Raw genomic sequence first — 14,424 nt, 5'->3', positions numbered from 1 at the left:
ACGGGCCGGGATGACGGCGAGACAATGAAGTTTCATGATCGTTCAAGCCGGCAGCACGCCGGCGGGCCCGCTGGATTCAGGCTTTCAACGGAATGAAGATGTAAAATTTTCTTTGAGACTATCGTCATGAATGACGCAAATGATCTGCGTTCCCGGCTCTACGGCGCCTGGAACAGGAACCTTTACCTGTGGTGGGACTATTACAATGAGCTTTATCTTGCCCGGAGCCTGAAGCGACCCGTGATCCGGTTGTCGCCGCTGAAGGGGGCCATGGGCCAATGGGACGCGGGCATCAGGACCCTGACCCTGGCCATCGTTCACATCGAGGACGACGACTGGTTTTTGGTCATGGACACCCTGCGCCACGAGATGGCCCACCAGTACGTCAGCGAAGTCCTGCGGCCGGTCAATGAAACCGCCCACGGAACCGCGTTTAAAGAGGCCTGCCGGAAACTTCGCTGCGGGCACAAGGCTTCCGGCCGGGTTGTGCCCCCGACCGAAGACCGCGCCCTGCGGCGCCTGAAGAAGGTCCTCTGTCTGGCGGCCAGTCCCAACGAGAACGAGGCCCAGCGGGCGGTGCAGAAGGCCCGGGAACTCATGCTCAAGTACAACCTCGACCGGGTGGAGACGGACCGGAACGACGATTTCTCCTGCCTGGTCCTGGGACCGGTAAAGGGCCGGCACACCGCCGCGGAACTGAGAATGGCCTCGCTCCTGGGCCGTTTTTTCTTCGTGGAGGTGCTGTGGCAGCATACCTACGATGCCCGGCGCGACCGGGCGGGAACGGTGCTGACGGTCTACGGGACCCGGCCCAACTTGGACATGGCCCATTATGTTTATGACTATTTGTGGACGGTGATGGCGTCCCTGTGGACGTGGTACCGGGAGGCCCACCGGGTTCCGGACCAGCGCCAGCGCCAGCGGTATTTCGCGGGCGTGCTGGACGGCTTTTACCGCAAGCTGGAACAGCAGGAGCGGATCATTCGGGAGACAAAGGCACTGGTGTGGCGGGGCGATCCCCGGCTGACCGCCTATTACCGGTACCTGAATCCCCGGATCCGCACCTGTTACGGGGGCGGCGTGTCGGCCGGCGAGGCCTACCGCGCCGGCGTCGATGACGGCCGCCGGGTGACCCTGCACCGGCCCATTGAGCAGGCCGGGTCATCCCATGGCGGATATATCACGAACGGGTGAAGGGGCGGGGAAAAATTATTCCCCGGTAACCACGCAGGAGATGGTCTGGACAATGCCCAGGAAATTTTCCACCTGGATGTCCACCGTGGAAATTTTTTTGATGTTGCCGTCCTCGGCCGCGGCGGCAATGTTGGCGGAAGAGGCGTCCCCGAACATACCGAAATAAATCTTACCGGTGGCAACGCCCCGTCGTGGGCCGATCTCGTTGCCGGTGGCCGTGATGGGAATCGGATATGTGGCGCAGGCGGTCAGCGTTATTGCCAGAAAAAGACAGCTGATGGGAACGATAAATTTTTTCATGATTCTTCTCCTTATTTACAAATAATCTTTCCAGGCCCAGACGATCCGGCCTTCTTCAACACGGTGAGCCAGGCACCCCCGGTCAATGGCCCACTGCATGGCCCGGGCCACCCGCTCGGCGGGATAGTCGGTAAAGCCGCACACCCGGCCGGCCAGATCCGCCAGCAGGGCGTTCGGGTCAGCGTCGGTGCTTTCCTTTGCCGGCCACGCCCCCTTGTCCTCCAGAGAGGATTTCATCATCAGGTCGTAAAGCATAACCGTGTTTTCAAGGCCGATCAGGGCCCAGGCCTCTTCATCGGTGGCCGTTCCGGCCTCGATCAGCCGCTGGACGTGCCCCAGGTACTCGTCGTACTCGTCCTTCCAGCGGCCGGCCACCCGGTCCATCAGGGCGGCGTCGGCTTTTTCGGTTTCGACAATGGCTTTATTGGCGTGGTATTCCCGCCAGTCGTGGGTGAGGATGCGGATGCCCAGCTCACCGGCCCGATCCCGGACCTCGGTGCCCGGGAACGGGGCCAGCAGGTGAAACCCGTAGGAAGCGCCCAGGGCCTTGAGCTTTTCCCCGAAGGCTTTGGTCTCTTCAATGGTCTCCGGGGTCTCGCCGGGCAGGCCGAGGATAAAAGAGACATGGGGCAGCATGCCGGCCTCGGCGCAGGCCGTTACGGCCGCCTCGACCTGGGCGATGGTAATGCCTTTTTTGATGGTTTTGAGAATATCGGGGTTGGCGGTTTCGACGCCGAAGCTGACCGCCACGCACCCGGCCTGCTTCATCCGTTGCAGCAGGTCCAGGCTGACCAGGTCCACCCGGGCAAAGGAGGACCACTTGACCTTCAGGCCCCGCCGTTCGATCTCGTCGCAGACGCCGAAGCAGTGGGCCCGGCTGGCGGTGAACAGGTCGTCGGCGATGTTGATCTGGGGAAAGCCCAGTCCCATGAGGTATTCCAGCTCATCCACCACCGATATGGGGTCCCGGTAACGGACCCTGGCGCCCACCATCTTGCGGCCCACGCAGAAAATGCATTTAAAGGGGCAGCCCCGGCTGGTGGTCATGCTGACCGGCATGTTCAGGGCCTTGTACCGTCCCAGGGGCAGCAGGTGCCGGGCCGGCAGGGGCAGGGCCTTGACGTCCACGGCGTATTCCTTCACCGGCGTGGCGCAAACGGCGCCGGCCTTATCCCGGTAAACGATCCCCGGGACGGTTTCCCAGCGGCGACCGCCGGCCAGTTCCGCCGCCAGCCGCACAATGGTCTCGTCCCCCTCGCCCACGGCCACCATGTCCAGTTCCGGCAGGTTTGCCAGGGTGTCGGACGCGCACATGGAGACATGGGGGCCGCCCATGACGGTCAGCAGCCCGGGCGCCAGCGACTTGACATCACGAACGATTTGGGCGGCCTGGTCGAAACTCATGGTGACCGCGGTCAGACCGACAAAGTCCGGGGAAAATATTCGCAGCTTTTCCGCCAGGGCCTCGCGGCTGTAGGGGAAGACCACAAAATCCAGCAGGGCCACCTCCACGCCGGCGCGCTCCAGCACGGCCGCCAGATAGGCCAGGCCCAGGGGAGGTGAAGGCGTTTCCGAGATGGGATAAAAGGGGTTGATCAGCAGACATTTCATGGGTCACCTGAAAAAAGCAGGGTCCGGAGAGCCTCCGGACCCTGCATGATGGATCAACTTCAAACAACCGCCCTTTAGAACAGGCCGGACACCTTGCCGGTGGCCGGATCGACATCGATTCTGCGGAAAGCAGGATCAGAGGCGGTTCCGGGCATGAGGCTGATGGTCCCGGCGCAGGGGCACAGGAACTTGGCGCCGGAGTAAATCAGGACGTCACGGATGGGCAGACGCCAGCCCTTGGGCACGCCCTTTCTGACCGGGTCGTGGGTCAGGGACAGGTGGGACTTGACCATCATGGTGGCAAAGTCGGCGTACTTGGGATCTTTTTCCAGCATATCGGCCTTGGCCGCTGCTTCGGGCAGCCAGTCCACGCCGTCGGCGCCGTAAATTTCCCTGGCGATCAGGTCAACGCGGTCGCGCAGCTTCATCTCCAGAGGATACAGGAATTTGAAATCATTGCCGGCGTCGCAGGCGTCGATAACCGCGTCGGCGAATTCCAGCGCGCCCTGGCCGCCCTTGAGCCAGTGGTTGGACTCGGCGCAGCGGGCGCCGGCCGCTTCCGCGACCTTTTTCACCAGGGCCACTTCGGCGTCGGTGTCGGTGTAGAAACGGTTGATGCAGACGACCGGGTTGATGCCGGATTTGCGGATGACGCCGATCAGGTGGACCATGTTTTCGCAGCCTTTTTCCACCAGGGCCAGGTTCTCCTTGGTGTAGGCTTCGTCCAGGGGCTTGCCGGCCACGACCTTGGGCCCGCCGCCGTGCATCTTCAGGGCGCGAACCGTGGCGGTCAGGATGGACACGTGGGGCTTGAGGCCGGAGAAGCGGCACTTGACGTTCCAGAATTTTTCAAATCCGATGTCGGCGGCAAAGCCGGACTCGGTCACATGGTAATCCCACAGTTTCAGGCCGACGCGGTCGGCGATGATGGAGCTCTGGCCCACGGCGATGTTGGCGAAGGGGCCGGCATGAACCAGGCAGGGCTGATACTCGGCCGTGCTCATGAGGGTGGGGTTGATGGTGTTGCGCATGAAGGCCGCCATGGCGTTGCCCACTTCCAGGTCGCGGCAGGTGACGGGTTTGCCGGACTTGTCGAAGGCCACGGTGATGTTGTTGATGCGCTCTTTCAGGTCGGCCAGATCGGTGGCCACGGCCAGAATAGCCATCAGCTCGGAGCCCACGGCAATGCCGAACTTGGACTGCATGGTGTAGCCGTCGGTGCGGCCGCCGAGGCCGATGACGATGTTGCGCAGGGCCTGGGCGCAGAAGTCGATGATCCAGCCGAACTCGACGCGGGTGGGGTCGATGTCCAGGCGGCGCATCTTGGTCAGGCGGGCCAGCTGCTCGTCGTTGTAGTTGCGCTCATGCTGCATGCGGGCGGTCAGGGCCACCATGCCCAGGTTGTGGGCATTCATGATGTCGTTGATGTCGCCGGTAAGGCCTAAAGAGAATTCGGTCATGGGGATCAGCAGGGAGTTCCCGCCGCCGGCCGCCGTGCCCTTGACGTTCATGGTGGGTCCGCCGGAGGGCTGACGCAGGGCGCCGCCGACGTTTTTGCCCCGGGCGCCCAGGCCTTCGATCAGGCCCAGGGAGGTGGTGCTTTTGCCTTCTCCCAGGGGGGTCGGGGTGATGGCGGTTACTTCAATGTACTTACCGTCCGGTTTGTTCTCCAGACGCTTGATGATCTTCAGAAAATCCAGCTTGGACAGCCGGCCCATGGGCAGCATTTCGTCCTTTTCCAGGCCGAGTTTTACGCGCCAGTCTTCGGGCATGGGCATGTTCTTTTCCGCTTCCTCGGAAATCTGCCAGTCAGGCATTTTTGTCGCATCGTAAGCCATAATTCCTCCTTCGTTGCTTTCTTAAGGGTCCTATTTCTGTTGTGCCGTCAGCGGCATACAAATCAAGCCGGGGCGCGAAACATATCTAACATATTAAAATTGTTAAATATTATTGCGACACCGGATGTCCATAAAAATTAATAAAAGATAAGCTACCATCCTGTTGACATCAAAGCAATTATTTTTTTTTATCGGTCGTTGAATCAGGGGTCAAGGTGTAAGGTTCAGGGTTAAGGTTCAAGGAACAAGGGGGTACGGGGCGATCGAAAGAAAAATGCTGGCTTTTATCCGGAGAATTGTTATATTTTTCCAGAAATTGGGAGTATTAGTATAAAACATTACCGGTAAATACCGGTTGTTAAAGAAAGCGTTCTTATGGCATCAGGGAAAAAGACCGGAACGGAACCGGCGCTTTCGGACAAGCAGTTGAAATCGCTAAAACTGATTCCCGGCGTCGACACCGTTCTGGAATTGTTGAAAAACGACGGGAACATGGCGGATATCCCCCTGTCCGTTCTGACGGCCGCCGTGCGCGCCGCCGTCGGGGAGCAACGGGCGCGGGTCCTTTCCCGGAAAGCGGGTGTCTCCGCGGAATCCCTGAGCGCGGAAAAGACCGCGGAGATTGCCGGGGAAAAAGCCGGGCGGGCCATGCTGCCCAACCTGGACCGGGTGATCAACGCTACCGGCGTGGTGATTCATACCAACCTGGGACGTTCCCTGCTGTCTCCAAAAGCGGCCGAACATATTGTCCGCGTGGCCTGCGGTTATTCCAACCTGGAGTTTGATCTGGCCCGGGGCAAACGGGGCATCCGTTACGCCTGCGTGGAAGAGCTGATCTGCGAACTGACCGGGGCCGAGGCGGCCATGGCGGTCAACAATAACGCCGGCGCGGTGCTGCTCTGCCTGGAAAGTCTGGCCCGGGACCGGGAAGTCATCGTTTCCAGAGGAGAACTGGTTGAAATCGGGGGATCGTTCCGCATTCCCGACGTGATGAAAAAAAGCGGGGCCGTTCTAAAGGAGGTGGGCACCACCAACCGCACCCACCCCCGGGATTATGAAGAGGCCATCACGGACAATACGGCCCTGCTGATGAAGGTCCACACCAGCAATTACAGCATGATCGGATTCACCGCCGAAGTCGGCTTGGGGGATCTGGTTGACCTGGGCCGGAAACACGGCCTGCCCGTCATGAACGATCTGGGCAGCGGCACCCTGGTGGATTTCCGCAAATATGGCCTGGCCTACGAACCCACCATCCAGGAGGCGGTGGCCGCGGGGACCGACGTGGTCACCTTCAGCGGCGACAAGCTCCTGGGCGGGCCCCAGGCCGGGATCATCGTGGGCAAAAAAGACATCCTGGCAACCATCCGGAAAAATCCCCTGACCCGGGCCCTGCGTATCGACAAGCTGACCCTGGCCGCCCTGGAAATCACCCTGCGGGAGTATCGGGACTCGGACCGGGCTGTCGAAACCATTCCCACCCTGAAGATGATGACGGCGCCGGTGACCGAGGTGTTGGAAAAATGCCAGCGGCTGATGGCCCTGCTCAAGGACACGGGCGATGCCCGCCTTAATGCGGAGATCGTGGACGGCGTTTCCCGGGCCGGCGGCGGGTCGTTCCCCCTGCTGGAGATACCCACCAAATGCCTCTCCATCGAAATTGCCGGACTCTCTCCGGACAGTCTGGAAACCGCCCTGCGCGGCAACCGGCCGCCGGTGATCGGCCGGATTGAAAAAGAGATGTTGCTGATGGATATGCGAACCGTGGCGGCGGATGAACTCCCGGTTATCAGGGACGCTCTGCTTGCCGTTCTGAACCGGTAGATATAGAAGTAGTATCTGAAATGCACAAAACTTGAGGAGTTTTAAGATCATGCCCATCTATGAATACAAGTGCAAGGCCTGCAATAAGAAGTTTGAGGAAATTGTCCTGGGCGGAGAAGAGCCGGACGCCTGCCGCTTTTGTGGTTCCAAAAAAATAGGCAAACTCATGTCCGCCGGCTGTTTTCACACCAAAGACAAAAGCGGCCTGACCACCAAAAGCTCGGCGTCCGCCTCCTCCTGCTCCGGCTGCAGTTCCTCTTCATGCGCCGGCTGCCATTAAGGGCCGGCCATGTCATCAGCCGACCGCGTCATTAAAATCGGTACCCGGGGCAGCAAGCTGGCCCTGTGGCAGGCCAACTGGGTCAAGAACCGGCTGGAGGAGAGCGCCTCCGGCCTGACCTGCGAACTGGAAATCATCAAGACCAGCGGCGACAAGATCCTGGACGTGCCCCTGGCGGCCATCGGCGGCAAGGGGCTGTTTGTCAAAGAGATCGAGGAGGCCCTGTCCGGCGGTCGGATTGATTTGGCTGTTCACAGCATGAAGGACATGCCGGCCGAGCTGCCGCCGGGGCTGATCATCGGCGCCGTGCCCGTGCGGGAAACGCCCTTTGACGCCCTCATTTCCCGGGACGGGGTATCGTTTTCCGGCCTGCCGGAAAATTGCCGGGTCGGCACCAGCAGCCTGCGCCGGGCGGCCCAGTTGTTGTCCCTGCGGCCGGATATGACCATCGTGCCTCTGCGCGGCAACATCGACACCCGGCTGGCCAAGCTGGACCGGGGCGAGATGGAGGCCATCATCCTGGCGGCCGCCGGTCTTTCGCGCCTGGGCCTGGCCGGGGCCATCACCGAGCACCTGCCTGAAGAGATCATGCTGCCGGCCGTGGCCCAGGGCGCCCTGTGCATCGAAACCCGGGAGGCCGACGCCTTCATTAATAATATAGTGGGCCGTATCGGTCATGCCGACACCCGCCTGGCCGTCACCGCCGAACGCGCTTTTTTAAGGAAGCTGGAAGGCGGCTGCCAGATTCCCATCGCCGCCCTGGCGAAAACAGATAACGGCGCCATCTCCATGGACGGCCTGGTGGCGGACGTGGACGGCGGCACCATTGTCCGAGGCCGGATCAGCGGCCCGGCGGGAAAGGCCGCCACCCTGGGCATTCAACTGGCCGAGCGCCTGCTGGCCCGGGGCGCGGATGTGATTCTGAAGAAACTGAACGGCTGACAACAGGCCGGCGGATATTTCTAATTGATAGTCTTTTAGCGATCGGGGCCGGTCACCCTGTCATTTTGACCGAAGGGAGAAATCTCGTTTTCCGGGAAATGATATTTACGAGTGAATCAAAACATCAAAACAGGGAACTTGTAAAAAGCAGGTTTGTGTTCGCTCCCCGATCATTTTGGGCGGGATTAAAATGCTTCGCGAAAATTTCTCGAACTCGGGCTGTTCAATGGTTTTTAAAAACGTCCGGACTTCACCCTCAAACAGCAAGAAATTCTTTACGCGAAGGCTTTTAATCCCTTGTCTCCCAAAATGATCGCAGGTCGCTCACAAAACGCTTTTTACAAGAACATTTTCATAAGGTATTTGATCCTTTATTATATGAGCCCTGCTTGTTCGCCGTCATTCCGGAGAAGGCTCTCTGCGGTTTTTCGCCTTTGGGCGTCATCCCCCGGCTCGACCGGGGGATCCAGTATAAAATAGATACTATTCATTCCAAAATGATCGGGGAGAGAACAAACACTCTTTTTGTCAAACCATTAGACGTATAAAATAAGTTATGCGCTAAAACATGAAGACGAATGAAAACAAAATTGATCTTGCAGAGTACAATGTTCTGGGCTTAGAAGCCTCGGCTATACTTACGGACAAGCAAAAAAATGAACGACAAAAAATTATGCATGAATTTAATGAATTCTTGGAAGGAACCGTCATTAAAGCTGACAACCTTCTAAACAAATTTTTATACGGTAACCTTACGCGACAGGAAGCCGAAACAGTTTGGATGGATTACTCCTCAATAGAAGAGGCTATGGCGCATATACCAGGAAGATTAGCTGAAAAAGATTTGAACGAAGCTAAAAGAGATATGGTTATCTTTCCCATTCTTGAAAATCTTCAGAAGCTTATTGGGTATGGAAAGGAAAAGAAAATATATCAAAATGACTTCATATCCTTTAAACGCAGGCTCCTTGAATTGTTATTTGAACAGTTTGGAAGCCATGACGATATCTCAAACTTTGAGAACACGCTCCAATCACTTAAAAAAGCAGAAATGATTCCAGAGACATATTCGTTTGAAGAAATGACACAATATTGTTCCTTAGGCAGATGGTATTGATAAATTTTAAGAACCGCGGAACTGGGAAATACCTTAAAGAAGGATAGCAGCAGGACGTTTGACGATGAATGGCCGGTAAAAAGTTGGTTGTGAGCGACCTGCGGTCATTTTGGGAAAAAAGGGCGCGGCGGTCTTCGCGAAAAGAATTTCTCGCTGTCTGAGGGTGAAATCCGGACATTTTTTGAACCATTGAACAGCCCGAGTTCGAGAAATTCCGCGAAGAGCGCAGCGCCCGCCCAAAATGATCGGGGAGCGAACAAACACACTTTTTATAAAGCCAATAACCATATAGCAATAAGTCAGGCAGCACCAGGCATGGAGCCACCAGATAAAATAGAGAAGGCCGTTCGATTCGGTTGCGGATTTGTATTTGGCGTCATTGTTTTCGCTGGAGTACTGCTAACGGAAGCCATCGTAGGTGGCTACGGATACTTGGCAGCAGCAGTGCTGGTGGCAATTGCGTGTGGCTTGTTGGCCATGCATTTTGGAGATTCGTTTTGGGAGCACCTCAGCCGATGGTCTTGGCTATGGCGCTGGTGGTGGTGACATAATGCGCAAGGTCTGACGATTAGCAAACACGTTATGCAGTTTTTTTCTGGATGCCGGGTCGGAGCCCGGCATGACGCGGCACTGGGAAAAACCTTAAAGTAGGGTAGCAGCAGGACGTTTAACGATGAATGGCCGGTAAAAAGTTGGTTGTGAGCGACCTGCGATCATTTTGGGAAGAAAGGGCGCGGCGGTCTTCGCGATAAGAATTTCTCGTTGTCTGAGGGTGAAATTCGGACATTTTTTGAACCATTGAACAGCCCGAGTTCGAGAAATTCCGCGAAGAGCGTCGCGCCCGCCCAAAAGGATCGGGGAGCGAACAAGCACACTTTTTATCAAGCCATCAACCATAATAATAAGGCATGCAGACTTATTTTCTGGATGCCGGGTTCCCGGATCAAGTCCGGGACAGGCTTGCCCGGCATGACGACGCGGTTTTTTACGAAGCCGTCAAAAAAGGGAGAAAAACAATCGCATGGCGACAGGTAAAGTCTATCTTATCGGAGCGGGGCCGGGAGATCCGGGCCTGATCACGGTCAAAGGGGTTGAATGCATCCGCAACGCGGACGTGGTGGTCTACGATTACCTGGCCGCCGACCAGCTTCTGGCCTATGCCCGCCAGGACGCGGAAATCATCTATGTGGGCAAGAAGGGCGGGGACCACACTCTGCCCCAGGAGGGGATCAACGCCCTGATCGCCGACAAGGCGGCCGGCGGCAAGACTGTCGCACGCCTGAAAGGCGGCGACCCCTTCATCTTCGGCCGCGGCGGCGAGGAAGCCGAGTACCTGGTCGAGCGGGGAATTGCTTTTGAGATCGTTCCCGGCGTCACCTCGGCCATTGCCGCACCCGCCTATGCCGGCATCCCTTTGACCCACCGGGACTTCACCTCCTCGGTCTGCCTGGTGACGGGCCATGAAAAACCGGACAAGGAAGTCTCCAGCATCAACTGGCCGGCCCTGGCCTCCCTGGGCGGCACCCTGGTCTTTTTCATGGGCGTGAAAAACCTGCCCCACATCACCGGACAGCTCATGGCCAACGGCCTCGCGGCCGGCACGCCGGTGGCCCTGGTCCGCTGGGGAACCACGCCGGAACAGAAGACCGTCACCGGCACCCTGGCCGACATCGTGGAAAAAGCGCGGCAGGCGGGCCTGCAGGCGCCCTGCATCATCGTGGTCGGCGAGGTCATCCGCCTGCGGGAAACCATCGGCTGGTTTGAGAACCGGCCTTTGTTCGGCAAAAGAATCGTCGTTACCCGGGCCCGGGCCCAGGCCAGCGAACTGGTCAAGCTGCTGACCGATCTGGGCGCGGCCTGCCTGGAGTGCCCCACCATCCGCATCGAGGCGCCGGAGGATTTCTCGGCCCTGGACGCGGCCCTGGACAACCTGGCCGCCTACGACTGGCTGGTGTTCACCAGCGTCAACGGCGTGGAGTTCTTCTTTTCGCGGCTGTTTGAAAAAGGGCTGGACGTGCGGGCACTGCATCAGGTGCAAACCGCCGTCATCGGGCCGGCCACCCGGGACCGCCTGCTGGCCTTCGGGCTCCGCTCCGACATCATGCCCGACAGCTACCGGGCCGAGTCGGTGGTGGAGGCTTTCCGCGGCCGGGACATGAACGGCAAAAAGGTGCTTCTGCCCCGGGCCGCCGAGGCGCGTTTCGTCCTTCCCAGGGAACTTGCGGCCATGGGGGCGCAGGTGGATGAAATCCCGGTCTATTTTACCCGGCAGGACACCTCGGCCGCCGATGAATTGCTGGCGGCGTTAAAAGAGAAACAGGTGGACATGATCACCTTTACCAGCTCCTCCACCGTCAAGAATTTCCGCGCCCTGCTGCCGGCCGATCCGGCCGAAGCCGGCCGCCTGCTGCAAGGCGTGACCATTGCCTCCATCGGGCCCATCACCACGGAGACCGCGCAGCAGGAGGGGTTTACGGTGGATGTAACGGCCGGGGAGTATACGATCGATGGATTGACCGAAGCGATACGGGATTACTTTTCCCGATAAGGAGACAAATATGGACAAACTTGACGCGATATTCTCCCCCAAATCCGTGGCCGTGATCGGCGCCTCCACCACCCCCGGCAAGGTGGGCCATGACCTGTTTGAAAACATTCTCGACGGCCATTTCCAGGGAACCCTCTATCCGGTCAACCCCAGGGCGGAGGCCATTCTCTGCGTCAAAACCTATCCCAGCGTGCTGGCCATAACCGACCCGGTGGACCTGGCCATGATCATTCTGCCGCCCGAGGCGGCCCTGATCGCCATCGATGAATGCATCACCAAAAAGGTCAAAGGGGTGGTCATCGTCTCGGCCGGGTTCAAGGAGGTCGGCGGCAGGGGCAAGGAGATCGAGGAGGAGATCGCCCGGCGCTGCCGCAAAGCCGGCATCCCCCTGGTGGGACCCAACTGCTTGGGCGTGATCAATCCCAAGGACAAGGTCCGCCTCAATGCCAGCTTTTCCGCCCGCATGCCCAAAACCGGCAACATCTCTTTTATCTCCCAGAGCGGCGCCCTGTGCACGGCGGTCCTGGATTTCGCCGCCGACATGGGGGTGGGGTTCTCCAAGTTCATCTCCACCGGCAACAAGGCCGACGTGGACGAGCTGGACCTGCTCAAGTACCTTCACAAGGACGCCGACACCGACGTCATCATGATGTACCTGGAGCAGCTCAAGCGGGGCGGCCAGGAGTTTGTCGAGACCGTGCGGGAGATCACCTCCGGGAAAAATCCCACCCCCATCCTGGCCATCAAATCGGGCCGGACCGGCGCCGGCGCTGCCGCCGCCTCTTCCCATACCGGTTCCATTGCCGGGTCTGAAGGCGTGTATGACGCCATCTTCGCCGAGACCGGCATCATCCGGGTGGAGTCGGTCAATGAACTGTTTGATTACGCCGGCGCCTTTGCCGCCAAAAAATTTCCCCGGGGCAAGCGCATCGCCATCGTCACCAATGCCGGCGGACCGGGCATCGTGGCCACGGACATGACTGAAGTCAGCGGCCTGGAACTGGCCCGCTTTTCCCCGGAGACCACCGAGGTCCTGGCCAGCCACCTGCCGCCCACGGCCAATATCAACAACCCGGTGGACGTCATCGGCGACGCCGACCCGGACCGCTACCATAACGCCCTGGATGCCGTCATCAAGGATGAAAACACGGACAGCGCCCTGGTCATATTGACGCCCCAGTCCATGACCAACGCCATCAAGACCGCCCGGGTGATTTCCAAGATCGCCCGGCGGACACCCAAGCCGGTGGTCTGCGCCTTCATGGGCGTCATCGACGTGTCCGAAGGGGTCCGGCACCTTCAGGAAAACCATATTCCGGTCTACCGTTTCCCGGAAAACGCCGCCAAGGCCATCGGCGCCCTGTACCGCTCGGAGCAGTGGGTGCATCGCCAGCACCTGGCTCAGTTCAAGCTGACACACAACAAAAAACGGGCCAGAGAAATCATCAACGCCTGCCGGAAAAAAGGGCAGACCTATCTTGGCGAACTGGAAGGAAACGAACTGCTGGCCTGTTACGGATTTAACGTCCTGCCCACCCGGCTGGCCGAAACCGCCGACCAGGCCGTGGAGATCGCCGAAGCAACAGGGTATCCGGTGGTCATGAAGATCGTTTCTCCGCAGATCATTCACAAGTCCGAGGCGGACGGCGTGCGGGTCTGGCTGAAAACCGAAGATGAGGTCCGGGCCGCGTTTGAGACCATCGTCGCCAACGCCCGCAATTACGATTCCCGGGCCACGATCCGGGGCGTCCTGGTGCAGAAACTGGCCCCCCTGGGGGAGGAGGTTATCCTCGGCGTCAACCGCTATCCGGATTTCGGCCATCTGATCATGTTCGGCCTGGGCGGTATTTTTGTGGAGCTGTTCAAGGACGTGGTCTTCCGTCTGGCGCCCATCGGCCGCAACAATGCCGTGCGGATGATCAGAAGCATTCACTCCTTTCCCATGCTGGACGGATTTCGGGGAAAGCCGAAACGGGATGTGCTGGCCCTGCAGAAAATGCTGGTCAGCCTGTCGGACATGGTGGTGGACAACCCGTCCATCGTGGAACTGGATATCAACCCCCTGATGGTCCATGAAGAGGGCCGGGGCGCCACCGTGGCGGACGTGCGGATCATCATCGACCCGCCGGACAAGAGTCGATCGGACTTGCGGCCATGAAATATCTTTATCCCGTCATTATGACCGTGCCGGCGGCGGTGTCCGGCCTGCGCCGGGCCGAACGACAGCGCGCCTTGAGCCGTTTCGCACGGGAACCCCTGACCGTTTCCGCGGACAAAGCCGGGTTGACCCTGCCGGCTCTCCTGGAAAAGGATCGCCGGGGCGCGCCTCTTCCGGCCGACGGCCTGTGGTGGTCGGTAACCCACAAGCCCGAGTTTGCCGGCGGCATTGTTTCCACGGAAAAAACCGGCATTGATATCGAGAAGATTGCCCCATACTCACCGGCCCTGATGAAGAAAATCGTCAGCCCGGAGGAAGCGCGCCTGTTTGACGCCGATTCGGCGGATATCCTGTTCCGCTGCTGGACCGCCAAGGAGGCCGTCCTCAAGGCCACCGGCCGGGGGCTGGCCGGCCTTTCCCGGTGCCGGGTGGAAGCGGTGATGAACCATATGGAACTGGCCGTTTCCTTTGACTGCTACCTCTGGTCCGTGGAGCAGTGCTTTTTCAGTGGCCACCTGGCGGCCGTGGCGAAAAAAGAGGAGGATCGCGTTGTATGGGCCCTGCTGGACGAGAATGGGAAAGACATCCCGCTCGATAAAATGAAAGACTGAA

At 59.1% G+C, this 14,424-nt stretch carries 11 protein-coding genes; 8 read left to right on the top strand and 3 right to left on the bottom strand.

The features are described from left to right. Positions 1-126 precede the first annotated feature (126 nt). On the top strand, positions 127-1,194 hold the full coding sequence (locus AB1724_10590; GenBank protein ID MEW6078251.1) for a DUF2786 domain-containing protein: 1,068 nt from the start codon (positions 127-129) through the stop codon (positions 1,192-1,194). A gap of 15 nt (positions 1,195-1,209) precedes the next feature. Here AB1724_10590 and AB1724_10585 read toward each other — a convergent pair whose 3' ends face one another. The 3 genes from AB1724_10585 to AB1724_10575 all read right to left on the bottom strand — a co-directional run bounded on the left by AB1724_10585 (position 1,210) and on the right by AB1724_10575 (position 4,943). Continuing rightward, positions 1,210-1,494, bottom strand: a complete 285-nt coding sequence (locus AB1724_10585) for a TRL domain-containing protein (GenBank protein MEW6078250.1) — start codon at positions 1,492-1,494, stop codon at positions 1,210-1,212. Between the two features lie 15 nt (positions 1,495-1,509). Then, a complete protein-coding gene (locus tag AB1724_10580) occupies positions 1,510-3,105 on the bottom strand; it encodes a radical SAM protein (GenBank protein ID MEW6078249.1) in 1,596 nt (531 codons plus the stop codon). A gap of 74 nt (positions 3,106-3,179) precedes the next feature. Beyond that, positions 3,180-4,943 carry a formate--tetrahydrofolate ligase gene (locus AB1724_10575; GenBank protein MEW6078248.1) on the bottom strand — a complete coding sequence of 588 codons (1,764 nt, stop codon included), beginning with the start codon at positions 4,941-4,943 and terminating at the stop codon, positions 3,180-3,182. 375 nt (positions 4,944-5,318) lie between these two features. Between AB1724_10575 and selA the strand changes: the two genes are divergently transcribed. From selA to AB1724_10540, 7 genes are all read left to right on the top strand, one after another. Further along, a complete protein-coding gene (gene selA, locus AB1724_10570) occupies positions 5,319-6,767 on the top strand; it encodes an L-seryl-tRNA(Sec) selenium transferase (protein ID MEW6078247.1) in 1,449 nt (482 codons plus the stop codon). Positions 6,768-6,816: 49 nt separating this feature from the next. Then, positions 6,817-7,047: a zinc ribbon domain-containing protein gene (locus AB1724_10565; protein MEW6078246.1), complete on the top strand. Its 231-nt coding sequence runs from the start codon at positions 6,817-6,819 to the stop codon at positions 7,045-7,047. Between the two features lie 9 nt (positions 7,048-7,056). Further along, entirely contained in the window at positions 7,057-7,989 is a 933-nt protein-coding gene (hemC, locus tag AB1724_10560; GenBank protein MEW6078245.1) for a hydroxymethylbilane synthase, read from the top strand. Between the two features lie 568 nt (positions 7,990-8,557). Then, positions 8,558-9,106 carry a hypothetical protein gene (locus AB1724_10555; protein MEW6078244.1) on the top strand — a complete coding sequence of 183 codons (549 nt, stop codon included), beginning with the start codon at positions 8,558-8,560 and terminating at the stop codon, positions 9,104-9,106. Positions 9,107-10,127: 1,021 nt separating this feature from the next. Next, positions 10,128-11,654, top strand: coding sequence for a uroporphyrinogen-III C-methyltransferase (gene cobA, locus AB1724_10550; GenBank protein MEW6078243.1), 1,527 nt, complete (start codon positions 10,128-10,130; stop codon positions 11,652-11,654). 10 nt (positions 11,655-11,664) lie between these two features. Next, entirely contained in the window at positions 11,665-13,812 is a 2,148-nt protein-coding gene (locus AB1724_10545; protein ID MEW6078242.1) for an acetate--CoA ligase family protein, read from the top strand. Further along, positions 13,809-14,423 carry a 4'-phosphopantetheinyl transferase superfamily protein gene (locus tag AB1724_10540; protein ID MEW6078241.1) on the top strand — a complete coding sequence of 205 codons (615 nt, stop codon included), beginning with the start codon at positions 13,809-13,811 and terminating at the stop codon, positions 14,421-14,423. Before AB1724_10545 ends, AB1724_10540 begins: the two co-directional genes overlap by 4 nt. Position 14,424: the final 1 nt, after the last annotated feature.

It is taken from the genome of Thermodesulfobacteriota bacterium (genome assembly GCA_040753795.1).
Taxonomy (GTDB): domain Bacteria; phylum Desulfobacterota; class Desulfobacteria; order Desulfobacterales; family Desulfosudaceae; genus JBFMDX01.
The sequence above is the reverse complement of the archived record's forward strand: the minus strand, read 5'-3'. Positions and strand labels throughout refer to the sequence as shown.